The organism is Flavobacterium hungaricum, from assembly GCF_015182285.1.
In the GTDB taxonomy this organism is placed as follows: Bacteria; Bacteroidota; Bacteroidia; order Flavobacteriales; family Flavobacteriaceae; genus Flavobacterium; species Flavobacterium hungaricum.
This window is the reverse complement of sequence record NZ_PRDM01000002.1, coordinates 506,381-531,701: the sequence shown is the minus strand read 5'-3', so window position 1 is coordinate 531,701 and position 25,321 is coordinate 506,381. Positions and strand designations below refer to the sequence as shown.

Genomic DNA, 25,321 nt, shown 5'->3' with positions numbered 1-25,321 from the left:
AATTAAAATGGCACACAACATTAAACCGGGAGTAGCTACAGGAGATCAAGTTCAAGAAATCTTTAATTATGCTAAAGAAAAAGGTTTTGCTTTACCTGCTGTAAACGTAACCGGATCAAGCACAATAAATGGAGTACTTGAAACTGCTGCAAAATTAAATGCACCGGTAATTATTCAATTCTCTAATGGTGGAGCTCAATTTAACGCTGGAAAAGGGTTATCAAATGCAGGAGAAAAAGCGGCTATCGCTGGAGGAATCGCTGGAGCAAAACACATTCATACATTAGCAGAAGCTTACGGAGCAACTGTAATTCTACATACTGACCACTGTGCAAAAAAACTTTTGCCTTGGATTGATGGTTTATTAGATGCTTCTGAAAAACATTTTGCAGAAACAGGAAAACCATTATTCAGTTCTCACATGATCGATTTGTCTGAGGAGCCAATCGAAGAAAATATTGAGATCTGTAAAGAATATTTAGCTAGAATGAGCAAAATGGGCATGACATTGGAAATCGAACTTGGTATTACAGGTGGTGAAGAAGATGGTGTTGACAACTCTGATGTTGACAGCTCAAAATTATATACTCAGCCAGAAGAAGTAGCTTATGCTTATGAAGAATTATCTAAAGTAAGTCCTAAATTTACTATCGCTGCTGCTTTTGGAAACGTTCACGGTGTATACAAACCAGGAAACGTAAAATTGACTCCAAAAATCTTAAAAAACTCTCAGGATTTCGTACAAAACAAATTCAACACTGGACATAATCCTGTAGATTTCGTTTTCCATGGAGGTTCAGGTTCTACACTTGAAGAAATCAGAGAAGGAATCAGCTACGGAGTTATCAAAATGAATATCGATACCGATTTACAATTTGCTTACACTGAAGGAATCCGTGATTATATGGTTAAAAACCTTGACTACTTAAAATCACAAATTGGTAATCCAGAAGGCGCAGATGCTCCAAACAAAAAATACTATGACCCAAGAAGATGGGTACGTGAAAGTGAAGTAACATTCAACGCAAGACTTGAACAAGCTTTTGCTGACTTAAACAACGTAAACACGTTATAAAAAAGTATTCAGTTTACAGTTTTAGGTATTCAGAGACTGAATACTTAAAACTGAATACCACTGGACACTGAAATTTTTTATTACTGAACACTGAATACTAAAAAAATGGCTTGGTTTAAAAGACAAGAAAAAGGGATTACGACCGCGACAGAAGATAAGATGGACGTTCCGAAAGGATTGTGGTACAAATCTCCTACTGGAAAAATTATTGATGCTGACGAATTGGCGAGAAACTTATTCGTAAGTCCTGAAGATGATTTTCATGTTCGAATTGGAAGCGCAACCTATTTTGAAATTTTATTCGACAACAACGAATTTGTTGAGTTAGATAAAAACATGACTTCTAAAGACCCTTTGCATTTTGTGGATACAAAAAAATATGCAGAGCGTTTGAAAGATGTAATGGAAAAAACTCATCTAAAGGACGCTGTTCGTACTGGAGTTGGAAAATCTAAAGGAAAAGAATTGGTAATCTGCTGTATGGATTTTGCCTTTATCGGCGGTTCTATGGGAGCTGTTGTGGGAGAGAAAATCGCAAGAGGTATTGATCACGCAATCAAAAACAAATTACCTTTTGTAATGATTTCTAAATCTGGTGGCGCTCGTATGATGGAAGCTGCTTATTCTTTAATGCAATTGGCAAAAACTTCTGTTAAACTAGCTCAATTGGCTGAAGCAAAATTACCTTACATCTCTCTTTGTACAGACCCAACTACCGGAGGAACAACTGCATCATATGCTATGTTAGGAGACATTAATATCTCTGAGCCTGGTGCTTTGATTGGTTTTGCTGGTCCGCGTGTTGTTCGTGACACAACTGGTAAAGATTTGCCAGAAGGTTTCCAAACAGCTGAGTTTCTTTTAGAGCACGGCTTCCTTGACTTTATCACGCCTAGAAAAGAATTGAAAGATAAAATCAATTTATATATCGATTTGATTCAGAATAATATGATTAGATAGTTTTTGAACTTCTAAAACATACAAAATCCCATTCGCTTCGGCTGATGGGATTTTTTTATATCTTTATTTTAAATCTTCGCTTATGAAAAGAATTTTTGTTGGTTTTGTAATTTGCTTTTTTCTTTTGAATTGTACTAAGAAAAAGGAAAAGATTGTTGAGAAAAACAAACCTTATATTATATCTTATGAAGATAAAAAACTTGAAAATTATTATGATTCTATAAAGAAAAGCACCAATAGAGCAGCTCTTCCACCAAGAAAAAGTTTTTATGCAGAGAGCCAATTAATTATTGACAAAAAAGGAAATTTTTATTTTTACCAAAAAGAACATATTCCAATCCTATGTGACTATGGTTATGAAAAGGATACAATTCCTCATTTTTTAAATTTAAAACCTAAAGATATTATCAAAATTCCGCAAAAAGATTTAAATGATTTCCTTGCGGAAAATATTTTGACAAAAGAGAAAAAAAGACAAATTTTAATAATTGGTTCACAGAGCGATACAATTAAAAATGCTTACTTTTTGAAATTTTTAAAAAGCAATATGATACAAACTTACTATATAAGAATAACAACACAAGAAGAAGATACGATCTTGAAATATAAAAGAAATGGTGATTACTACGACTCCGATTCTATTAAATGGAATCGTACTAAAATTAAGTTTCCAACTAAAAAATAAAAAGTCCAAAAGAAACATTCTTCGTTTTTTTTATAGAAATCTTTCACAACTAATTATTTGGCTAAGCCTAATTACATCAATTATATATCCAACCAAAGCTGAGGGCTATTCAAATAAGCGATTTTCACATTCAACGTAATAATTCCATCTCTACAACATAAATTGTACATCTGTAAATTACACAAATCCAAAAACCTTTGCCCCTTTGCAACTCTGAACCTTTGAACCTTTTTTTAAGCCTACATCCCGGTTCTAATCGCTTCAACCGGATCTAATTTTGCAGCTGAAATTGCAGGTAAAATTCCAGAAACCAGACCTATAAATGCAGCTAAACCAGTTCCTAAAATGATATTTCCTAAGCTAAGGACAAATTCAAAATCTAATAATTTGGTTAAAGCAAATGCAATTCCCCAAACCATTAAAAGTCCAATAATCCCTCCGATTACTGAAAGAATTACAGCTTCGAATAAAAACTGAAAGAGAATAAATTTATTTTTTGCCCCTAATGATTTTTGAATTCCAATAAGATTGGTTCTTTCTTTAACCGAAACAAACATAATATTCGCAATTCCGAAACCGCCGACTAAAAGAGAAAAACCACTGATTATCCATCCTACAAAGTTCATCTGGCCTAAAATTCCGTCTATAAAATTAGTAAAACCAGAAAGTACATTGATAAAGAAATTATCCATTTCGCCTGCCTTCATGCCGCGTATTGCCCTTAATTTTTGTGCGACTTCTGCTTTGTAAGCATCCATATCAATGCCTTTTTGCGGTTTTAAAACAATAACCGGCGTCATGGCATCACTGTCTCCGTACATTCTGCGTAAAAAATTGGCAGGAAGATAAACAGACGTATCATTACTGTCTCCAAAAAAACCTGCGCCTTGTTTCGACATTACTCCGATTACGGTAAATCGCTGTCCATACAAACGAATATTTTTTCCTAAGGGATCACTTGTTCCAAAAAGTCCGTTTGCGATATCATATCCCAAAACAATAACGGGCGAACCTGAATTGGATTCCGATTCATTATAAAATCTTCCTTTATCAAAACTCAATCCGTCTATATTTACCATTTCGCTTGACGACGGAATAATATTGACGTCGCTGACTGTTTTAGAATCATACTTTAAACTTTCTCTGTTTACAAAAAGCTGGTATCCGACTTGATCGGTATTATTCATTGAGTTTTTAAGCCCGACATATTCATCATATTTTACATTAGGAAACTGTTCTCTCTTCCATTGTGGAATTTCTGAAGGCCCAAAACTGAATTTCATTAAATAAATCGTATTTTTATCTAAACTACTCAAATCTTTAGTGATTTTTTTGTCCAAAGAATCAACTGCAGCTAAAACGGCAATGATTGAAAAAATACCAATAGTTACGCCCAATAAAGACAGCAGTGTTCTTAATTTATTATTTCGAAGTGCATTAATAGCAAAACTTAGACTTTCTTTTAATAATCTGAGATAAACGATCATATTTTGGTATTTTTCAATAGAGTAAAATTCAATAATTTAAAAGTAAAAACCTAATAAAAGTTAACTTACTCATCAGTAGATTTTTTTACCATTTTGTTACAATAATTACTTTAAAATAATATATAAAAAAACTACTTTTGCAGACTGAAAAACATAACTACACAATGAGCACAACAAAAAAAATACAATCAGCATTAATTTCGGTTTTTTCTAAAGATGGATTAGAGCCAATTGTTAGAAAATTGCACGAACAAAATGTAACACTTTATTCGACTGGAGGAACAGAAGATTTTATTAAAAACCTTGGTATTCCGGTAGTTCCTGTTGAAGACATTACTTCTTTCCCAGAAATTCTTGGCGGCAGAGTTAAAACATTACATCCAAAAATTTTTGGAGGAATCTTGAATCGTCAAGATAACGAAAGTGATGTGCAGCAAATGAAGGAATTTGATATTCCGCAGATCGATTTAGTGATTGTTGATTTGTATCCTTTTGAAAAAACGGTTGCTTCTGGTGCCAGCGAACAAGATATTATTGAAAAAATTGACATTGGCGGCATTTCATTGATCCGTGCTGGTGCAAAAAACTTTAAAGACACTGTAATTGTGGCTTCTGTAAACGAATACAGTTTGCTTTTGGATTTAATTACAGAGCAAAACGGTTCTACAACTCTTGAAAACAGAAGATTGTTTGCTACAAAAGCATTTCATGTTTCTTCTCATTATGACGGAGCCATTTTTAATTACTTCAATACAGACGAAACTATCTACAAAGAAAGCATTGCAGATGGCCAAGTTTTAAGATACGGTGAAAACCCTCATCAAAAAGGATTTTTCTTTGGTGATTTTGACGCTATGTTCAAAAAAGTTCACGGAAAAGAATTATCATACAACAATTTATTAGATGTAGATGCGGCTGTAAACTTAATAAATGAATTTAAAACTGACGGACCAACATTTGCCATCTTAAAACATAACAATGCCTGCGGATTGGCTTCAAGAAAAACAATCAGCGAGGCTTATTTAGCAGCTTTGGCTTGTGATCCTACTTCTGCTTTTGGCGGAGTTTTAATTTCGAACACTACGATTGATTTAGAAACCGCTCTGGAAATCAACAAATTATTCTGCGAAGTAGTAATTGCTCCAGCGTACAACAATGATGCAATCGAAGTTTTACAAGAAAAGAAAAACAGAATCATTTTAGTTCAAAATGAGGTTGAATTACCAGTTCGTCAAGTAAGAACTTGTCTTAATGGTTTGTTAATTCAGGACAGAAATAATATTACGGATAATAAAGAGCATTTAAAAACCGTTACAACTAAAGAACCTACTGCACAAGAGATCGAAGATTTGATCTTTGCTTCTAAAATCTGCAAGAATACAAAATCAAACACTATTGTTTTTGCAAAGAACGGAACGTTAATTTCATCAGGTACGGGTCAGACTTCAAGAGTTGACGCTTTAATACAAGCTGTTGACAAAGCAAAAGCTTTTGGATTTGATTTAAATGGAGCTTCTATGGCAAGCGATGCCTTTTTCCCATTTCCAGACTGTGTAGAATTAGCCAAAAAAGCAGGAATTACAGCAGTTATTCAGCCAGGAGGTTCTATTAAAGACGAATTAAGTATAAATTATTGCAACGAAAACAATCTTGCAATGGTATTTACGGGAACACGTCATTTTAAACATTAATTTGTTTAACTTTGTTCGATAAATAATTTATAACATTTTAAACCCCTAACAAACTTATGGGATTTTTTGATTTCATGACCGAGGATATTGCAATAGACCTTGGTACCGCAAACACTTTGATCATTCATAATGATAAAGTTGTTATTGACAGCCCCTCTATCGTGGCACGTGATAGAGTATCCGGCAAAATCATCGCTGTTGGTAAAGAAGCCAACATGATGCAAGGTAAAACGCATGAAAACATCAAGACCATTAGGCCTTTGAAAGATGGTGTAATTGCCGATTTTGATGCTTCGGAAAAAATGATCAATATGTTCATTAAAAGTATTCCTGCATTAAAGAAAAGAATGTTTACTCCAGCTTTGAGAATGGTAGTTTGTATTCCGTCTGGAATTACTGAGGTTGAGATGCGTGCTGTAAAAGAATCTTGTGAGCGTGTAAACGGAAAAGAGGTTTACTTGATTCACGAACCTATGGCTGCGGCAATTGGTATTGGTATTGATATCATGCAGCCAAAAGGAAACATGATCGTTGATATCGGAGGTGGTACAACAGAAATCGCCGTAATTGCATTAGGCGGAATTGTTTGTGACAAATCTGTAAAAATTGCAGGTGACGTTTTTACAAATGACATCGTGTATTACATGCGTACACAACACAACTTATTTGTGGGAGAAAGTACAGCAGAAAAAATAAAAATTCAAATTGGAGCGGCCATCGAAGATTTAGACGGACCGCCAGAAGATATGTCAGTTCAAGGTAGAGATTTACTTACTGGTAAACCAAAACAAGTTGATGTTTCTTACCGTGAAATCGCAAAAGCATTAGACAAATCTATTCAGCGTATTGAAGATGCTGTTATGGAAACACTGTCTCAAACTCCTCCTGAGTTAGCGGCAGATATTTACAACACTGGTATCTATTTAGCTGGTGGTGGATCTATGCTGAGAGGTCTTGACAAACGTATTTCTCAAAAAACAGATTTACCGGTTTACATCGCAGAAGATCCTTTAAGAGCTGTTGTCCGCGGAACTGGAATGGCACTTAAAAACATTGCAAAATTCAAAAGCATCTTAATTAAATAAGATCAGATATAACAAATCATTTTTTTTATTAGAGTTAAATTCTTATCATTTAACTCTAATAAAATTTGAAACTAAAAGCATATCCTGAAACAAAATAACCAAACAAGAAATGCAGCAAATTTTTAATTTCATTATACGAAACAGCAATCGATTGCTGTTTTTGCTGCTTTTAGGTATTTCATTGTCTCTCACCATTCAATCGCATTCGTACCACAGAAGCAAAATAATCAGTTCTGCCAATTTCTTGAGCGGAGGTGTTTATGAAAAGATCAATCGTGTTAACGAATATTTGAATCTTAGAGCCGAAAATGACGAGCTTGTACTTGAAAACGCAAGGCTGAAAAGCCTCTTGTTCAACCAAAAAGACACTACAAAGGCACCTTTAGCTGACAGTATCAAAGGAGTAAAACCTGCGGATATTATAGTTTCTAAAGTAATTCACAACTCTTACAATACTCATGAGAACTTTATTACATTAAATTCTGGTGAACGTCAAGGGGTAAAACCTGATATGGGAGTTATTAACAGCTTGGGTATTATTGGCGTTATAGACAATACTTCTCCAAGATATTCTACCGTTGTGAGTATCCTAAACATGAAATCTCGAATTAATGCCAAGATTAAAAAATCAAATCATTTTGGATCTTTGACCTGGAACGGAAAAAGCACTGGTTATGTGCAGTTAGAAGACGTGCCAAGATTAGCATCGATAAGAAAAGGCGATACTATTGTTACGGGCGGACAATCTTCAATTTTCCCAGAAGGAATTAATATTGGAACCGTTGACATTGTTTACAAAAAAGAAAATACGAGTTTTTATGTCATAAAAGTTAAACTATTTAACGACATGACAAACTTAGGCCATGTTTACATCATAAAAAGTAAAGACAGAGAAGAACTGATCAATTTAGAAAACAAAAGAAAAGAAAAAAATGAATAGCGCTCTGTTAGTAAATATTTTTCGATTTATCATGTTGCTGGCAATTCAGATTGTTATTTTTAATAATATGAATTTCCTAGGATACATAAGTCCTTTTCCTTATATTTTATATATCATATTGTATCCTGTAAACAGTAACAAAGCGGGTTTAATATTTTCTAGTTTCCTGCTCGGATTAACCATGGATATGTTTTGTAATTCTGGTGGTATTCATGCCGCTGCCTGCGTTATTTTATCTTATTACAGACCTTATATTTTTAAATTTTCTTTTGGACTGAGTTACGAATATCAAACCATTAAACTAAACGAATCTTTAACCCCAGAACGTTTTTCTTTTATTCTGGTTTCGGTTTTACTGCATCACATTGTATTGTTTGTTCTAGAAGCATTTCAATTCAAATTTTTCTGGGATGTTTTATTACGAACCCTTTTCAGTTCAATATTTACTATAATTACTTCTATAATAATAATTTATCTTATTAAGCCCAATAAACGATGAGAAAAGTTCTGCTGCCCACTATAATTATTATTGCAGCATCTTTGCTAGTAATCAGGATCTTTTATCTGCAGATTATTGATGATTCTTTTAAATTAAAATCAGAAAATAATGCGATAAAAAAAGTCTACGATTATCCTGAACGAGGTTATATATACGATAGATACGGAAAATTGCTTGTAGCCAATCAAGCTTCTTACGATATTATGGTTATTCCGAGAGAAATCAAGAAAGACCTTAATGTTGGTGAATTTTGCGCGCTTTTAAATATTACTGTAGAAGATTACAATAAAAGAATTGCAAAAGCCACAGTTTACAGTCCGAGACTTCCTTCTGTTTTCTTGTCCCAATTAAACAAAAACGAGTTTGCTGCTTTTCAGGAAAAAATCAGAAAATATGAGGGCTTCTATTTTCAAAAAAGATCTTTACGCGATTACGAAGTAGATTACGGCGCTAACATTTTTGGATTTATCACCCAGGTTAATGAAAAATTAATTGCAAAAAACCCTTATTATAACAGCGGTGATTTAATTGGAAAACAAGGTGTTGAAGAAAGCTATGAAGAAATTTTACGCGGAATAAAAGGTGTAAAATATATTCAGAAAGATAAATACAACCGAGAAATCGGCGCCTATAAAGAAGGGAAATACGATACAATTGCTGTAGCTGGAGAAGATATCAATTTGACTATTGATTCTGAACTACAAAAATATGGTGAGGAGTTAATGATTAACAAACGAGGCGGTATTGTCGCTATTGAACCAAAAAGCGGTGAAATTTTAGCTCTTGTTACTGCTCCATCTTATGATCCTGGAATTTTGGTTGGAAGACAGAGATCTAAAAACTACACGCTTTTATATCACGATTCTATAGCAAAACCCTTATACGACAGAGGACTCCTAGCAGAATACCCTCCCGGTTCTCCATTTAAAATTTTAACTGGTCTGATAGCACTTCAAGAAGGCGTTATTAATGAGCAGACTACTTTTATGTGTTATCACGGATTTAGTTACGGAGGAGGCCGTTTTATGAAGTGTCACGGTTTTGGACCTCATCAATTGCATAACGGAATCTACAATTCTTGTAACACCTATTTTGGTCAGGCTTATATGTTAACTATTAACAAATACAATAACCCTGGAAAAGCGGTAGACGTCTGGAGCGATCACGTAAAAAGTTTCGGTTTAGGACAATTCATGGGTTACGATCTGCCTACTGGAAAAAGAGGTAATATTCCGACTTCTAAAACCTATAAAAGAATTTATCCTAATGGCGGATGGAGAAGTTCTACGATTGTTTCGAACGCGATTGGACAGGGAGAGGTTTTGATGACGCCTATACAGCTGGCCAATATGATGGCGACTGTTGCTAATCAAGGTTATTACTACACTCCTCATATCATCAAAAAAATAGAAAGCGAAAAAATTGATCCGAAGTTTACAACAAAACACGTAACTACAATTGATCAAAAATATTTTCCGCCAGTTATCAGCGGTTTGTTTGATGTTTACAACAAAGGTACTGCTTATGCTCTTCGTGTAGAAGGAATAGACATTTGCGGAAAAACGGGAACGGCAGAGAATTACGCCAAAATAAACGGTAAAAGAGAAAAGCTTAAAGACCACTCTATATTTGTTGCTTTTGCTCCAAAAGACAATCCGAAGATTGCAATTGCAGTAATGATTGAAAACGGAGGATTTGGTGCAACTGTTGCGGGACCGATTGCCAGTTTAATGATTGAAAAATATCTTAGAAAAAAAATCACAAGAACCGATTTAGAAGTAAGAGTTTTAAATAAAAGCTTAGCAGCAGAATATGCTAAACTTGGCGGTATGACAGACGCCCTTAAAATAGAATCTGTACCAAAAGATTCTGTTTTACAAGCCAAAATTGTAAAGCCAAAAGTACCAGCCGCTGCTGCAGCAGCAAAAACAGAAGTAAAGAAAACAGCAGTAGACACCACTAAAAAGAACTAAGAAAGATTATTTCAAATGAGAAATCAAAGTGTAAAAAACAATATCGATTGGATAAGTGTCTTTATCTACATTGCGCTGGTAACGCTGGGATGGCTGAATATCTATTCGTCTTCCCTTTTATCAACAGATGGGACTTATCAAAAACAGCTGATTTTTATTTGCTGTACCATTCCATTGATATTTGTCGTTCTTTTTGTTGATGGTAAGTTTTACGAAAAATATGCCAGTATTATATTTGGAGTCTCTTTATTGTCTCTTGCAGGATTGTTCCTTTTTGGAAAAACAATTGCCGGACAACGCTGTTGGTATGCCATTGGAAGTTTTACCCTACAGCCTTCTGAGTTTGCCAAAGCCGCTACTTCGTTAGCTCTGGCTAAATACTTGAGCGATACACAAATTAATCTAAAAGAAACCAACAGACAAATTCAGGCACTTGCTATTATGCTCTTGCCCGTAATGTTGATTTTACCACAACCCGATCCGGGAAGTGCCTTAATTTACAGCGCTTTTATTTTGGTTTTGTACAGAGAAGGATTGCCATCCTGGTATGTTTGGACTGCTTTTATTACAATCGTTTTATTCATGCTAACGCTGATTTTAGAACCGTATGTGGTTATCATAATTGCTTTTGTAGTTTTGGCCATCATTCATTTTAAAGGAAGAGCTGTTGATCGTAATATTATTTTAAGCGCAATCTTATTAGTTTTAATCTCTGGTTTTGTTTTATCTGTTGATTACGTTTTTGATAACGTTTTTAAACAGCACCACAGAGACCGTTTCAATATTTTGTTAGGTAAATCTGTCGATATGAAGGGGATTGGATACAATACCAATCAATCTGAGATTGCGATTGGATCTGGCGGATGGATTGGAAAAGGTTTTCTTGAAGGCACACAAACCAAAGGAGGTTTCGTACCAGAACAACATACCGATTATATCTTTACAACTGTAGGCGAAGAATGGGGTTTTGCAGGTTCCTTTGTAGTTATCTTACTTTTTACAGGTTTATTACTAAGGGTTATCTATTTAGCCGAAAGGCAAAAAACAAAATTCAGCCGGGTTTATGGCTACTGTGTCGCCGGAATTCTCTTTATCCATTTCTTTGTAAACATTGCAATGGTTATTGGAATTTTCCCAACAATTGGGGTTCCTCTGCCCTTCTTTTCATACGGAGGTTCTGGACTCTGGGGATTCACGATATTGCTGTTTATCTTCCTTAAAATGGATGCCAATAAAGTTAATGAATGGTAATCTAAGATACTAAGATTCTGCGGTGCTAAGACTCTTAGATTTTTTTAGCTGCAAAGAATCAAAACTTCAAAAGATCAAAGATGTACAAAGCTAAACAGCTTTTCGATTTTAAGTTTTACAATAAAATATATATTTTCATAAAAAAAGTCCGAAGCTTAAAACACTTCGGACTTTTCTATTTTATATCTTTAATTAAATCTTTTCAGTTGGTCGCTTTTTTAAGAGTTTCACCAAAACTGGAAATGTTGAGATTACTACAATGATTATAATGATGTATTCAATGTGTTTCTTTAAATCTATTCCCTGCTTTAAGAAGATACCGTATAAATAATGTCCTGCGAAAATTAGAATAAAGGACCACAGAAACGAACTTAAAACATTATAGAACATAAATTTCTTTTTGTCCATAGAAACTATTCCGGCAACAATTGGCGCGAATGTTCTAAAAATTGGAAGGAAACGAGCGTAGATAATTGCTTTTCCACCGTATTTTTCAAAGAAATCTTTAGACTGTAGTAAATATTTCTTTTTAAACCAGAAAGTATCTTCTTTTTTGAACAAATAATAACCGCTTTTGGCACCAAACCAATATCCTGTCATATTACCTAAAACCCCCATAACTGCAACAGCAGTAGAAAGTAATAATACATTTAAAAAATCATTTGGGATATAAAGAACATTTTCAATCAAATCGCGGCTGTAGATTCCTGCTAAAAAAAGTAAACTATCACCTGGCAGAAAAAAACCTGCAAAAAGTCCTGTCTCAGCAAAAACTATAAACAAAACAATAAAAAGACCTATTTGAAAACCTCCAACACTTAATGTAATATAAAACTCGGGGTTTATCAACTGGGTCCAATCAAAATTATTCATAAAAATTTGTTTATATATATAAGTTCGTGAAAGTAACAATAATTTACTTTAACCGCAATAAAATGCGGTATTTTAAACTTAAATTAACTATTAAAAAAAGCCCAAACAGAATTGCTTGGGCTCCAGAAATTATTCTCTCACATACTTGCAGCAGCTGTGCAAATTATCATAATCTGCCTCTGTAGCCTTAACTTCTTTAGTATCATGACCTACTTTAGCAATTGCCTTATTTAAATCCTGCGTTGAAGATTTCTCTTCATTTAAAATAACCGAAAGCTCGTGCGAACTAATATCCCAGCTTGCCGTTTTTACTCCCGGTACGCTAAAAGCTGCTTTTTCGATACGTTTTTTACATTGCTCGCAATTACCATTTACCTCTGTTGTATATTTTAGGTTCTTATTTTTTTTAGCTTGAGTCTGAGCCTGAGCTGAAAATCCGAAGAAAGTAATTATTGCTATTAAAACTAATTTTTTCATTTTGCTTATATTTAAAGTTTGTAAAATAGTATTTGATATAGATTTTTAAAATTGAATGTAATTTTTTATTTGATCTTAAATCGCAATCCTGCATAATACATTTGTCCAAATATTGGGGCGTACGCGATTGAAGCATCAAAATTTGGTCCAAAAGGATCTTCAGCACCTAGAATTGCTTTTTCTTGTTTATAATTCCCGATATTTTCACCTCCGATGTATACCTCGAAAACAGGCGAAAAAACACGCGTTACTTGTGCATTCATCACAGCATAAGCTGGCGAGAAATCAGGAAATTGATCTTGCGCCGGATTGGAAGCTGTGTAAGGTAATTGCTGTTTTCCAGACCAATTATAGGTAAAATCAAACTTCCATTGTTTGTCATTTTTTAAAGTCGTTTCGTATTCTAAATTCCCTAAAAAACGATGTTTTGCCTGCAATGGACGCTGGAAAGTTCCTCTTAAATAATCTGTTTGAATGTCGTAATACTTGTAAGCAGTTCGTAAATTTAAATTATGAATCAGTTCGTAATTAAACTCCACTTGCAAACTATTGGCAAAAGAACTTCCTTTCAAATTATAAAATAAAACATCTTGCGGGCTTTGCATTAAATCTACAACGGCTTGATTCTGAAAATCGGTTCTGTAGAAATCAAATCCTGCTTCTGCATTTTTATTAAAAATTTTGAATTTCTGCGAAAAACTCACACCGTAATTCCATGCAATTTCAGGATTCAAACCATATACTTTTCCACTTGAATCTAAAATTGAAAACGTTCTTGAACTAGCGAAAAGCTGCTGGTTTTCTGCAAAAATATTAGCAGAACGTTTTCCTCTTCCAGCAGAAAAACGCAATACACCATTTTTCCACGGATTGTACCTCATGTGTAATCTAGGCGTTACAAAAAATCCTAATCGATTATGATTATCTACTCTTCCGCCCAAAATCAAACTGAAATTATCGGTATTATCATAAGTATATTCAAAGAATGCTCCAACCGAATTATCAATTCTGCTGTAATCGTTTACATTTACAAACTCCTGATATTGATCGTACGTAAAATTTAAACCTGTTGTAAACTTATGCATCGTATTACTGATTATCGAATTGAAAATCAGATTAGAATAAAAGCTGTTTTGTTTAATATCGTATTGATTTAATCCAAAATAAGAATCTTGCTTATGGCTGTTGAATGCATTTTGAAAACCAATACTTTGATAAGGCATGTCTTTAAAAACATAACCTATTTTTGTAGAAACATCAAAACGTTCTGTATTGATTTCTGATCCCCAAAAGTTTGTAGTACCACGGTCGCGATCTTTATCAAAATCAACTTCTCCTGTCTGTTTTTTATCATTCATATACCTAAAATTAATAAAACTCACCAAACCGCTTTCGGGATCATAATATTGGTAGCGATTTAAGACATTGATTTGTTTCCCCAGCGGATTGTCAAGAAAACCGTCATCATTCATGTCGTTTTTTGCTACACGGGCGTTTCCGTGAACAAATAAACTTGTAGCCCATTTATCTGACAGCTTTTTATTAAAATGAGTATTTAATTCAAATCTGGAATCGGTTGAGCCATACGCATTAAGAAAAAAGGGAACATCGTTTAATGGTTTTAAAAGTTCTGTATTAATTTGTCCCGAAATGCTTTCGTAGCCATTAATAACGCTTCCTGCTCCTTTTGTTATCTGCACACTCTCGATCCAGGTTCCCGGCGTAAATGATAGCCCGTATGCTTGCGAAGCACCACGTACTGAAGGGATATTTTCTTCCGTAATCATTAAATACGGACTTGTTAACCCGAGCATTTTAATTTGTTTGGTTCCTGTTAAGGCATCCGAAAAATTGACATCGATTGATGGATTGGTTTCAAAACTTTCTGCAAGATTACAACAAGCCGCTTTAAGCAGTTCTTTACTCGTTATTACAGAAGTGTTTGAGGTTAAGGTATAGGATTTTGTAATTCCTTTTTTCTTTTTGGTAATTTTTACTTCTTCTAAATCTTCTTGAGAGAAAACAGAGAAAGAAAGCAAAAAGGCTGCTAACAGCAGTATATTTTTTTGCATAAAAAAATGATTTTAATGTTAAATAGAACACATGTTTGATGTTTCATTAAAATGAAAACAATCAAAATGCCGATGCAAAATCTTAGAAAGACTTGCACAGTTTCTTAACATCAAAATCAGGAATAAAAAATATACTGATGGTATAATTTAAATAAAGGGGGGGCATTCGCATCAGAATAATACGAAATGACCTGTTTGTTTTTAAAATTGGATACTGCCGAAAAAACTAAAGGTTTGTAATCTTGAATTACAGCAGGAAAATCTAGTTGGAAAAAGAAAATCTTTAAGGTTGCATTATCAGACTTCTTTTCGATATGAACTAATTTGTCTTTGCAGCAAGAATTCTTTTTTTCTTTTGCACCGCAGCATTTTTTTTCAGGCTCGGCTTTTACAGTTGTATTTAACGAGATCGAAGCAATGTTTCCGCCGCAATAATGCACATCAAGAGCAAAGCCTATGTTGGAAACCAACAATAGGAGTGCTAGAAATAATCCTGTGCATTTTTTTAGATTCATGATGCAAAACTATTGAAAAAGTCTTAAAAAAAGACCAAAAAAAATGTTATTTTTTAGAGTTCTGAAGCTGATAGTAAAATGCTGGAATAAAAATTAAAATAAAAATGGGTTGAATTAGAAATCTTCTGACATAAAAAAGAAGCCAATTGCCTTCTGGATAAAAAGTAAGAATGATGTAAAACAATACAAAAAGAAGTATCCCAAAAAAACTATACAAAGCTAGGCTGAAACTCAAAATATCTTCATCTGAAAACAGAACATAAATTAACGCTAATGACAATCCTGAATTTAAAAGATAACGCAGTAAGAGTCCACCAAATAATTTAAAAGTGTCAACATCTGGAAAAGGCATTTTTTTAAAATCATTTTCAAAATATTCTAAAAAAGGATCGTAAAATAATTGATTTTCAAACGCTCTGATTATTGCGAATGAAATAACAACGAGGAATGCAGCCAGGAATTTAAATTTATTTTCTTTGATTTTATTTAGCATATTTCGAAAATCTATTAATCCATATTATCCACAACATAAAAACAAATCCGTAGATAATCAGCGGAAAAAGAACTCCGTGCAATAAATGGATTTGGTTGGGATATTTATACAGAAGCACTGTTAACAACGCTATTCTACACACATTTAAGATGTAAATAGAAAGAATCCCAAGCAAAATAAAAATCAAAGTGGTTTTAAATTTCCCAGAAAAAGCCAGCACAAAAGCCGCAAATAAAATCATTACGCTGACCGCATTACAGCCTTCAATGATTCTAACTACATCTTGCCCATTAAAAGCAACATCCAACCAAGGTTTTGAACTATTTTTTTGAATAATAACATCGTAATTTAAAAGCTTCATCAACTGCTCTGTATTTCTTCCGGCAACAACAGTTATCTTATCCAAATCATTAGTTTGATAGGTGTTTAAGTAAGCTCCATAAATTAAAGTCAGTAGAATATAAGCCAGAAAAAAAGTGCCTACAAAGATCAAGAAAGGTCTAAACTGGATTAAATATTTTTTCAATGGGAATTTTTTTTCAAATTTATGTATTTTTTGACTTCAGCTTTAAATACTTTTGCATAAAATTTTTACATCATGACATTTCAAGAATTAGAACCAAAAATAAGTGCTATCATAGCTGATACTAAAACAGATAGAGACGAAAAATTATTAGCTGTATGCCAGCTTTTAAACGAAAATGTAGAATATTACAACTGGGTTGGGTTTTATTTTGCCAATCACGAGGCCAAAACTTTACATTTAGGCCCTTATGTAGGTGCAGAGACAGATCATACTGTTATCCCGTTCGGAAAAGGAATCTGCGGACAAGTTGCAGAAAGTAATGCTAATTTTGTAGTTCCAGATGTTAAAGCCCAAGACAATTATATTGCTTGCAGCTTAACGGTTAAATCTGAAATTGTAGTTCCGTTATTCGTAAATGGAGTAAATATTGGCCAGATTGATATTGACAGCCACGTAATTGATCCGTTTACAGCAGCTGACGAAAGATTTTTAGAATTTGTAAACCAAGAAGTTGCTAAATTATTCTAGAAGAACTATTTTTAATAGAAAAAAATAGAACTGAATGAAAAGAAACATATTCCTTTTATTGCTTCTGCTTATTTCAGTTAGTCTGTCTGCGCAAATCAATATGGTTTCTAAAAAAATATTTTTAGACTCCTTAAACCGTGAATGCAAACCTGAAAATCAAATTTACACCAGAGTCATCACCAATTATTCTCAAAAAAGCATGCGCTATGTTGTGACCGACTTCTATAAAAATGGAAGAAAGAAAATGACCGGCTCTACCCTTGATCGGGATAACTTGAAAAAAGATGGAGAGTTTATTTTTTATTTTAAAAATGGCGCAAAAGAGTCTGTTGTAAATTACAAAGAAGATCATAAAGAAGGCAAAGAGATCAATTGGTACGAAAATCAAAGTAAAAAATCGGAGAAACAGAATATCTGGAATCCGAAAACAAAAACTGTCCAGACGCTGGTTCTTAATTTTTGGAAAGAAAATAAAGAACAGACTGTAACCGATGGAAATGGAGAATATGAAGATACGGACAAGTTTGTTACTGAGAAAGGAAGCATAAAAAACGGTTTAAAAGAAGGCGTTTGGGAGGGAACCGATAGTTTGAATAAAATTACTTTTGTAGAAAACTACGAAAAAGGAGTCTTAATTTCTGGGACTAAGACAGATGAAAATAATGTGAGTTATTCTTATTCTACCTTTGCCGAGAAGCAATCAGGGAAAAAGCTTAAAAGTTAGAATAACAATTACATATTGCACAAATCAAAATAACTGTTATTTTTACTACAAAAAAACAGCAGTTTATGAAGAAGATTTTATTTCTTTTTATTTTGACTTTCATTTCCTTAAGTATTTCAGCCCAGAAAGATTTGTCACGAGCTGTATACCTGGATTCTTTGTATCGTGAAACTTCAGAACAAGAACATAAGTATATAAGAGTTATTGAAGATTATCATGTAGAAAAAGAGGCCTATAAAGTAGTTCTCTTTTATAAATCTGGTACAAAAAAAATGATCGGAACAACTTTAAACAAAGATGTTCTTATAAATGACGGCACCTTTATTTACTTTTACGAAAACGGCGTTAAAGAAGCTGTTATAACTTATTCTGAAGGCTGGAAAACTGGAAAAGAATATAAATGGTATGATAACGGAAATCCAAAATTTGAAAAAGAAAATACATCAGACCCAAAAGCAAAAACTTCCAAAACACTGCTTTCAAAATTCTGGAATAAAGAAAATCAATTAACTGTAATTGATGGAAATGGAGAGTGTGATAACGCGGATGAAGATTTTCAAGAAAAAGGAACCATAAAAAACGGACTGAAAGAAGGCATCTGGCAGGGAAGCGATTTAAAAAATAAAATTACGTTTACAGAAAATTACAGTCACGGGAACCTGATTTCTGGAATAAGCACAGACAAAAACGATGTAAAATATTCTTATTCAAAGTTGTCTGAAAAACCAACCCCAGCAACAGGAATAGATCAATTTTACAAAAACATAGGACTAAACTACAAAACTCCAGAACAAGCATTTATAAATAAAGTAACTGGAAAAATTTACATTACCTTTATTGTTGACGAAACAGGAAAAATAACTAAACCTATAATTATAAAAGATTTAGGATACGGAACTGGCGAAGAGGCTTTGAGGGTGTTGAGTACAGCGGCAAACTGGATTCCCGGAAAGTTTAGAGGAATAAAAAGATCAGCACTTTATTCTTTACCGATAACCATAACAAGCAGATAAATTAAAGCAATAAAAAAGAACCTAAATCATTAAAAAAGAATTTCTTAGAGCCTTATTTTTAGATTCTTCTATTTTTTTTTGATTTTTCTGTTTTTTTAATCTAATTTTGCACCCGTCTTACAAAAGTTGTATGACATACATAAAAATCATTAAATAATATTGGAATGTATTTAACTAAAGAAAAGAAAGAAGAGATTTTCGCACAACACGGTGGTGCAACAAACACTGGAAGCGCAGAAGGTCAAATTGCATTGTTCACTTACAGAATTTCTCACTTAACTGAACACTTGAAAAAAAATCGTCACGATTACAACACTGAGCGTTCTCTTGTACTATTAGTAGGTAAAAGAAGAGCTTTGTTAGATTACTTGAAAAAGAAAGAGATCAACAGATATCGTGAGATTATCAAAGTATTGAATATCAGAAAATAATCAATATAGAAAAGAGGTGCGAGAGTGCCTCTTTTTGTTTTTACAAAATAAAAGTCTGACAGGACTTTATACAAGAAAAAAAGTTTGGTTTTTCATTGGGTTTTAGAATACAACAACTACACACAACAACAACTACAACACAACTAAAACCCATTGTATAATCAAAAAGGAAAAAATTATGATTCCACAATTATTTGTAGAAAAAATCGATTTAGGTGATGGCAGAAGCATCACAATCGAGACAGGGCGTTTAGCAAAACAAGCAGACGGTTCTGTAGTAGTAAGAATGGGAGATACGATGATACTAGCAACTGCAGTATCTGCACGTACCTCAAACCCAGGCGTTGACTTTTTACCATTAACGGTAGATTATCGCGAAAAATTTGCAGCAGCTGGTCGTTTTCCAGGAGGTTTCTTTAAGAGAGAAGCTCGTCCAAGCGACAGTGAAGTATTAACAATGAGATTAGTAGACCGTGTTTTACGTCCGCTTTTCCCAGACGATTACCATGCAGAAACACAAGTTATGATTCAGTTAATGTCTCATGACGAAGAAGTTATGCCAGACGCATTAGCTGGTTTAGCGGCATCGGCTGCTTTGGCTGTTTCAGACATTCCGTTTTACAACTTAATTTCTGAAGTACGTGTTGCACGTATCGACGGAAAACTAGTTATCAACCCAAGCAGAGAAGAGTTAGAAAAATCTGATATCGACATGATGATTGGTGCTTCTATGGATTCTGTTGCCATGGTTGAAGGTGAGATGAAAGAAATCTCTGAAGCTGAAATGATCGAAGCAATTAAGTTTGCTCACGAAGCTATCAAAGTTCAAATCGAAGCTCAATACCGTTTACAAGCTGCTTTTGGTAAAAAAGAAATCCGTACTTACGAAGGTGAGAAAGAAAACGAAGAAATTTACAAAAAAGTAAAAGAAGCTGCATACGATAAAATTTATAATATCGCGAAAGTTGGTTCGGCTAAACACGAAAGAGGTGCTGCATTTGCTGAAGTAAAAGAAGAAGTAAAAGCTTTATTTACAGAAGAAGAATTGGCTGCTGACGGTGATTTGGTTTCTAAATATTTTTACAAAACAAACAAAGAAGCTGTTCGTAATGTTGTTTTAGAATTAGGCGTTCGTTTGGATGGTAGAAAAACAACAGAAATCAGACCAATCTGGTGTGAAACTGACTATTTACCAAGAGTACACGGTTCTTCGTTATTTACACGTGGAGAAACTCAAGCTTTGGCTACAGTAACTTTAGGAACTTCTAGAGAAGCTAACCAAATCGATTCTCCGTCTGAACAAGGTGAAGAGAAATTCTACTTACACTATAACTTCCCTCCTTTCTCGACTGGTGAAGCAAAACCACTAAGAGGAACTTCAAGAAGAGAAGTTGGTCACGGTAACTTAGCTCAAAGAGCTTTAAAAAACATGATTCCTGCAGATTGTCCTTATACAATTCGTATTGTTTCTGAGGTTTTAGAATCTAATGGTTCTTCATCTATGGCAACAGTTTGTGCTGGAACAATGGCTCTTATGGATGCTGGAGTTCAAATGGTAAAACCAGTTTCTGGTATTGCTATGGGATTAATTACTGACGGTGAGAAATTTGCGGTATTGTCTGACATCTTAGGTGATGAAGATCATTTAGGAGACATGGACTTTAAAGTAACTGGAACTGCTGATGGTATTACGGCTTGCCAAATGGATATCAAAATTGACGGATTACGTTATGATATTATGGAACAAGCTTTAGCTCAAGCTCGTGACGGACGTTTACACATTTTAGGAAAATTAACCGATACTATTGCAGCTCCAAGAGGAGATGTTAAAGCTCATGCACCAAAAATTATCACCAGAACTATTCCTGGAAACTTTATTGGAGCATTGATCGGACCTGGTGGAAAAGTAATTCAAGAATTACAAAAAGCTACTGGAACTACAATCGTTATTAACGAAGTGGACGAGCAAGGTGTTATCGAAATTTTAGGTACAGATCCTGCTGGAATTGAAGCGGTATTGGCAAAAATTGCTTCTATCACTTTCAAACCACAATTGGGTGAAGCTTATGAGGTAAAAGTAATTAAAATGCTTGATTTTGGAGCTGTTGTAGAATATACTGCCGCACCAGGAAACGAAGTATTGCTTCACGTATCTGAGCTGGCTTGGGAACGTACCGAAAATGTTGCTGATGTAGTAAAAATGGGAGATGTGTTTCAAGTGAAATACTTAGGGGTTGATCCTAAAACTAAAAAAGAAAAAGTGTCTAAAAAAGCACTTGTTCCAAGACCTCCACGTGAGGAGAAAAAAGAGTAATCAGATCTTAGTTTACTAAAGGTTTATTCATAGAAAACCCCAATTCATTCAGTTGAATTGGGGTTTTTCAATTTCAAGTTATTGTCGGTAAACTATTCCAAACATTAAACTTTGAGAGCCAAAATCTTTTTCCAGCCGATTGTTAAACAATCCGTATGGCGACCATTGATAATGGCATTGCAATCCTGTATTTTTATAATTAAGCTTAATTCCCTGCGATACATAAAATGTAGTCAAAACCTCCTTTGTATGTTCACCTTCATCGAACTCGAGTTCATTTGGAGCATTATAAAAGTTCAAAGCCAATCCAATTCCAGAATTCCATTCTACATTAAAATTAGCCACTCGCTGCGATAACGGGATAATTTTTGCAAAACGTGTCCCAATATTTATCGCAAAATGACTTGATTTATACTTTGCAATCGAATCATGGTAAACAAACGAGGCATCGACCGGTTTCTTAGGAATAAAGAAATTAAAGCCAAAATCGACAAATTCTTCGTGTGTAATTTTATTTCGGAACCAAAAACCAAACGACGGAGATAATTCAAATTTATCCGAAAGCTTTCCCAATGGCTGTACAAAACCTGCTTCAACATACACTCGTGCATAATCGTCTTCTGAAAACATACTATTTTGTGCAGATCCAATTTGAGAAGCGATCAAAATTAAAATAAAAACAAATTTCTTCATGATATTACCAATTTAAAAAAGGCATACTCCTTTTGTCATTTATGTTCCAGAGTCCCAATTGAAATCCTTTAGAATTTGATTTATTTAAAACCCCAATTTGCAAACCTTTATTAATTCCTACTTGATTAAAAACTCCTAAATGCAAGCCTTTTAACTGATACGATTGATTGTAAACTCCTATATTTAATCCTGTTAAATTATTATTAGCATTATAAATACCAACCGAAAGTCCGTTTTGACGACCAGCAATTGTGCCTAAAGGCGTAATCGAAAGACCATTAAAATTATTGAATTTATTTCCCGCCGAAATATTCAATCCGTTCATATTTGTTGACGTAAAAAAACATCCGGAACTAATATTTAATCCATTCAACATCAAAGCCGGAGCCGTATTTTTGATGATAAAATCTTCTTCGTTCTTTTTTATAACTTTTATTTTGTCTTTTCCGACTACTCTATCAAAATACATAATTGCAATGAAAGCATATAACGCTCCAGCTGCCGGCGCCGGGTTTGCCTCTACATTTATACCGTTAATAGTCTGATGCTCTATGTTTTTACTCTCAATATGTCCAAGACCAAAAACCATCCCGTTTACTTTATCAACTTTTTTAGAAATGGGAGCAAGACTAAAAATCTGTGTATGTGTTTGAATAGAATCTAAAATAATTTCTTGTGCTTGTATTGCAGCTGCACCCATAAGCAACAATAGACAGAATATTTTTTTCATAATTATTTGTATTTAAAATTAACTTTGGCAGTTTGTGATTTTTAAAGATCAAGCATTTGAATTTCCCATTTTATTTAAATGTCTAAAATGCGAAAACATCATTTGTAATAAAGTTTTATGATGATAAGGCTGCTGGTATTCTTTTGTGGTTTCTTCGATTATCTCATTTATTTCACTGTAATTGGTATGACAGATATTGGGAAAAAGATGATGTGCAGCATGGCAGTTAGAGCCGCCGCTTAGAAATCTGGCCCAGCCCTTGTCTGCATTCCAATCGCAGCTGGTATACAATTGATGAACTGCCCAAGTATGTTCTAGGAATTCTCCTTCGGGCTGCGGATAATCAGCTCCGTCAAAAAAATGAGTTCCAACGAGCATTATAATAAAGACCAAAGAGGTAAAAGCACTAGCTGTAAAATATGTTATCACAACAAAGCTCCAAGAAAAATCTACATACAGAAGCGGCAAAACCAGTACGAGCGAAAAATAAAATACTTTATATATAAAAAACCTAAAATACAATCCAGCTTTAGAAACGCCTCTTTTCATCCAATCATATTCTTCTGAAAAAAGATAAATCCAATCACTCATAAAAACAGAGTGCAGCAAAGTGAACATATAGACAAATGGCGCATAATAGGCTTGATATTTATGTTTGGGTTTCCACGCATGGGTGGGACTTAATCTTAAAAAAGGATTTTTATCGATATCAATATCACTTCCTTCTACATTGGCATACAAATGATGGGAACGAATATGCCTCAACCCCCACAATAACGGATCTATACCAACGGTAAGAAAACTAAAAAAATGAAGTATCGAATTTGCTTTTTTGTTTTTGAATGCAGTATTGTGAGATGCATCATGACCAAAACTAAATCCTATTAATAATCCCGAGAGCTGAAAAATTACATATACGATCCAAAAATTTAATTTACTTATTGAATCTAAAAACAAAAGAGCATAAGAGCCGTAACATACAAATGTCCAAAACAAGCCTTTAAACCAAAATTTAAAATCTCCATGTGAAACATTTTTCCCCTCTAATTTTTTGTGCACCCTATTTTTTAAAACAGCGAAAAACAATTTTTCTTCTTCTGATTTATTAAAATACTTAGCTTTCATAATATGTTTAATTAAAATTACAAGACAAACGTATTGCAATTTTCACATTTGAATTTGCAAAAAGTAATAAAGATATTTTGTAAATTTGCGATTATCGCAAATTATGAAACATCAAGAATCTTTTTTAAAAGTCATTAGGAGTAAAATCTCTAAATCAGACTCCTTAATTGATGAAATCGCTTCTATCTTAGAAATAAGTTATGATGCATCGCATAGAAGAATTTCACAAAAAAGTAAATTTTCTATAGACGAAACAATCAAACTAGCAAATCATTTCAATATTTCGCTAGACAATCTATTTATGTCTAATGAGAAACTCATTATCGAAAAAACAATCGAGATAGAATCGTTGAGAGATATGCTCGAATATTTTAGATCATCTTCTGAAAAAATTGAACTATTAACACAAAATCCAAAGTCGATTTTGTTTTATTCTGCCAAGGACATTCCGTTATTTTATTTTATGGATGGAACAATTCTTTCAAAATTTAAAGCTTTTGTCTGGCTTAACCTCTTAAAAACAGATACAATAAAAGTATCTTTTGAAAATTTTGTAATCGAAGAATCTTTTTCGGAGTCTATGCAAAAACTTAAAAAAGCCTACGAAAATACCATTGTCAATGAAGTCTGGAATGACACAACTATAAACAGCAGTTTACAGCAAATTTTATATTTTCATGAAGCTGGCTTACTTTCAGTACAAAGCGCAAATGCACTCTGCAATGATTTAAAAAGAATTATAAACTTAGTTAAAGAAAAAAGCAGTAAACCTAATCCTAATTTTGCGATTTATTACAATGAACTAATTTTACTAAACAACAACATGCTTATCGAAACAGAAGAAAAACTAACCATGTTTGTACCTTATACTTTGTTAGGCTATTTTGTGACCGATAATAAAGAAAGCTGTAAAAATGTTCATCAGTTTTTTAAACAACAGATTATCAACTCTAAACCATTGGGTCAGTCTGGTATTAAAGAGCAAAATTTATTTTTTAACAGGGCACTTAGAAAAATTGAATATTATCAAGAAAAGCTAAACTTTCAAGTTGATTTATTATTCTAAAATACAACCGCATTGGCCAATTGTTAATCTAATCCAATAAAATAATTTATTTTATCATGTTATATTCAAGCTTAAATCTTAAAACAATCACGTTT

General features: G+C 33.6%; 25 protein-coding genes. 15 read left to right on the top strand and 10 right to left on the bottom strand.

Annotated features, from left to right (window positions below):
• Positions 1 to 7 precede the first annotated feature (7 nt).
• The 3 genes from fbaA to C4F50_RS10090 all read left to right on the top strand — a co-directional run bounded on the left by fbaA (position 8) and on the right by C4F50_RS10090 (position 2,720).
• Entirely contained in the window at positions 8 to 1,075 is a 1,068-nt protein-coding gene (gene fbaA, locus C4F50_RS10100; RefSeq protein WP_035645669.1) for a class II fructose-bisphosphate aldolase, read from the top strand.
• Between the two features lie 105 nt (positions 1,076 to 1,180).
• Positions 1,181 to 2,035, top strand: coding sequence for an acetyl-CoA carboxylase, carboxyltransferase subunit beta (gene accD, locus C4F50_RS10095; protein ID WP_193846513.1), 855 nt, complete (start codon positions 1,181 to 1,183; stop codon positions 2,033 to 2,035).
• 82 nt (positions 2,036 to 2,117) lie between these two features.
• Complete coding sequence (locus C4F50_RS10090) at positions 2,118 to 2,720, top strand: hypothetical protein (protein WP_193846511.1); 603 nt, start codon at positions 2,118 to 2,120, stop codon at positions 2,718 to 2,720.
• 239 nt (positions 2,721 to 2,959) lie between these two features.
• On the opposite strand, the gene C4F50_RS10085 is transcribed toward C4F50_RS10090, so the two are convergent.
• Complete coding sequence (locus C4F50_RS10085; RefSeq protein ID WP_193846509.1) at positions 2,960 to 4,207, bottom strand: ABC transporter permease; 1,248 nt, start codon at positions 4,205 to 4,207, stop codon at positions 2,960 to 2,962.
• Between the two features lie 164 nt (positions 4,208 to 4,371).
• Here C4F50_RS10085 and purH point away from each other — a divergent pair, with 164 nt between their 5' ends.
• The 6 genes from purH (at position 4,372) to rodA (ending at position 11,646) form a co-directional block, all read left to right on the top strand.
• Positions 4,372 to 5,898, top strand: a complete 1,527-nt coding sequence (gene purH, locus C4F50_RS10080; protein WP_193846507.1) for a bifunctional phosphoribosylaminoimidazolecarboxamide formyltransferase/IMP cyclohydrolase — start codon at positions 4,372 to 4,374, stop codon at positions 5,896 to 5,898.
• Between the two features lie 56 nt (positions 5,899 to 5,954).
• Positions 5,955 to 6,983, top strand: coding sequence for a rod shape-determining protein (locus C4F50_RS10075; RefSeq protein WP_008466528.1), 1,029 nt, complete (start codon positions 5,955 to 5,957; stop codon positions 6,981 to 6,983).
• Positions 6,984 to 7,092: 109 nt separating this feature from the next.
• Entirely contained in the window at positions 7,093 to 7,923 is an 831-nt protein-coding gene (gene mreC, locus C4F50_RS10070) for a rod shape-determining protein MreC (RefSeq protein ID WP_193846506.1), read from the top strand.
• Complete coding sequence (locus C4F50_RS10065; RefSeq protein ID WP_193846505.1) at positions 7,916 to 8,422, top strand: rod shape-determining protein MreD; 507 nt, start codon at positions 7,916 to 7,918, stop codon at positions 8,420 to 8,422. The genes mreC and C4F50_RS10065 overlap by 8 nt, the downstream gene beginning before the upstream one ends.
• Positions 8,419 to 10,395 (top strand): penicillin-binding protein 2, encoded by a 1,977-nt coding sequence (mrdA, locus tag C4F50_RS10060; protein WP_193846504.1) that lies wholly within the window; start codon positions 8,419 to 8,421, stop codon positions 10,393 to 10,395. The genes C4F50_RS10065 and mrdA overlap by 4 nt, the downstream gene beginning before the upstream one ends.
• Before the next feature lie 15 nt (positions 10,396 to 10,410).
• Positions 10,411 to 11,646, top strand: coding sequence for a rod shape-determining protein RodA (gene rodA, locus C4F50_RS10055; protein WP_193846503.1), 1,236 nt, complete (start codon positions 10,411 to 10,413; stop codon positions 11,644 to 11,646).
• 192 nt (positions 11,647 to 11,838) lie between these two features.
• Here rodA and C4F50_RS10050 read toward each other — a convergent pair whose 3' ends face one another.
• The 6 genes from C4F50_RS10050 to xrtF form a co-directional block, all read right to left on the bottom strand.
• The gene (locus C4F50_RS10050; RefSeq protein ID WP_193846501.1) at positions 11,839 to 12,519 is read right to left on the bottom strand and encodes a DedA family protein; all 681 of its coding nucleotides are present in this window, start codon (positions 12,517 to 12,519) and stop codon (positions 11,839 to 11,841) included.
• Positions 12,520 to 12,648: 129 nt separating this feature from the next.
• Positions 12,649 to 12,996: a heavy-metal-associated domain-containing protein gene (locus tag C4F50_RS10045; protein WP_193846499.1), complete on the bottom strand. Its 348-nt coding sequence runs from the start codon at positions 12,994 to 12,996 to the stop codon at positions 12,649 to 12,651.
• Positions 12,997 to 13,061: 65 nt separating this feature from the next.
• On the bottom strand, positions 13,062 to 15,068 hold the full coding sequence (locus tag C4F50_RS10040; protein WP_193846497.1) for a TonB-dependent receptor plug domain-containing protein: 2,007 nt from the start codon (positions 15,066 to 15,068) through the stop codon (positions 13,062 to 13,064).
• A 116-nt stretch (positions 15,069 to 15,184) separates the two neighbouring features.
• Positions 15,185 to 15,583, bottom strand: a complete 399-nt coding sequence (locus C4F50_RS10035; protein ID WP_193846495.1) for an HYC_CC_PP family protein — start codon at positions 15,581 to 15,583, stop codon at positions 15,185 to 15,187.
• A gap of 46 nt (positions 15,584 to 15,629) precedes the next feature.
• A complete protein-coding gene (locus C4F50_RS10030) occupies positions 15,630 to 16,076 on the bottom strand; it encodes an exosortase F system-associated membrane protein (protein ID WP_193846493.1) in 447 nt (148 codons plus the stop codon).
• Complete coding sequence (gene xrtF, locus C4F50_RS10025) at positions 16,066 to 16,602, bottom strand: exosortase family protein XrtF (protein WP_193846491.1); 537 nt, start codon at positions 16,600 to 16,602, stop codon at positions 16,066 to 16,068. Before xrtF ends, C4F50_RS10030 begins: the two co-directional genes overlap by 11 nt.
• Before the next feature lie 72 nt (positions 16,603 to 16,674).
• Between xrtF and C4F50_RS10020 the strand changes: the two genes are divergently transcribed.
• The 5 genes from C4F50_RS10020 (at position 16,675) to C4F50_RS10000 (ending at position 21,612) form a co-directional block, all read left to right on the top strand.
• The gene (locus tag C4F50_RS10020; RefSeq protein WP_193846489.1) at positions 16,675 to 17,130 is read left to right on the top strand and encodes a GAF domain-containing protein; all 456 of its coding nucleotides are present in this window, start codon (positions 16,675 to 16,677) and stop codon (positions 17,128 to 17,130) included.
• A gap of 34 nt (positions 17,131 to 17,164) precedes the next feature.
• Positions 17,165 to 17,854: a toxin-antitoxin system YwqK family antitoxin gene (locus C4F50_RS10015; protein ID WP_193846487.1), complete on the top strand. Its 690-nt coding sequence runs from the start codon at positions 17,165 to 17,167 to the stop codon at positions 17,852 to 17,854.
• A gap of 65 nt (positions 17,855 to 17,919) precedes the next feature.
• Positions 17,920 to 18,867, top strand: coding sequence for an energy transducer TonB (locus C4F50_RS10010; protein WP_193846485.1), 948 nt, complete (start codon positions 17,920 to 17,922; stop codon positions 18,865 to 18,867).
• Positions 18,868 to 19,031: 164 nt separating this feature from the next.
• Positions 19,032 to 19,298 (top strand): 30S ribosomal protein S15, encoded by a 267-nt coding sequence (gene rpsO / locus C4F50_RS10005; RefSeq protein WP_007804772.1) that lies wholly within the window; start codon positions 19,032 to 19,034, stop codon positions 19,296 to 19,298.
• A gap of 178 nt (positions 19,299 to 19,476) precedes the next feature.
• Positions 19,477 to 21,612 carry a polyribonucleotide nucleotidyltransferase gene (locus C4F50_RS10000; protein ID WP_193846483.1) on the top strand — a complete coding sequence of 712 codons (2,136 nt, stop codon included), beginning with the start codon at positions 19,477 to 19,479 and terminating at the stop codon, positions 21,610 to 21,612.
• A gap of 78 nt (positions 21,613 to 21,690) precedes the next feature.
• Here C4F50_RS10000 and C4F50_RS09995 read toward each other — a convergent pair whose 3' ends face one another.
• The 3 genes from C4F50_RS09995 to C4F50_RS09985 are packed head-to-tail and all read right to left on the bottom strand — an operon-like array spanning position 21,691 to position 24,160.
• Positions 21,691 to 22,305 (bottom strand): hypothetical protein, encoded by a 615-nt coding sequence (locus tag C4F50_RS09995; RefSeq protein ID WP_193846481.1) that lies wholly within the window; start codon positions 22,303 to 22,305, stop codon positions 21,691 to 21,693.
• 4 nt (positions 22,306 to 22,309) lie between these two features.
• Positions 22,310 to 23,035, bottom strand: coding sequence for an LA_2272 family surface repeat-containing protein (locus tag C4F50_RS09990; RefSeq protein WP_193846480.1), 726 nt, complete (start codon positions 23,033 to 23,035; stop codon positions 22,310 to 22,312).
• A gap of 48 nt (positions 23,036 to 23,083) precedes the next feature.
• A complete protein-coding gene (locus C4F50_RS09985; RefSeq protein WP_193846478.1) occupies positions 23,084 to 24,160 on the bottom strand; it encodes a fatty acid desaturase family protein in 1,077 nt (358 codons plus the stop codon).
• A 103-nt stretch (positions 24,161 to 24,263) separates the two neighbouring features.
• Between C4F50_RS09985 and C4F50_RS09980 the strand changes: the two genes are divergently transcribed.
• Positions 24,264 to 25,226 (top strand): hypothetical protein, encoded by a 963-nt coding sequence (locus C4F50_RS09980; protein ID WP_193846476.1) that lies wholly within the window; start codon positions 24,264 to 24,266, stop codon positions 25,224 to 25,226.
• The last annotated feature ends 95 nt before the right edge of the window (positions 25,227 to 25,321 follow it).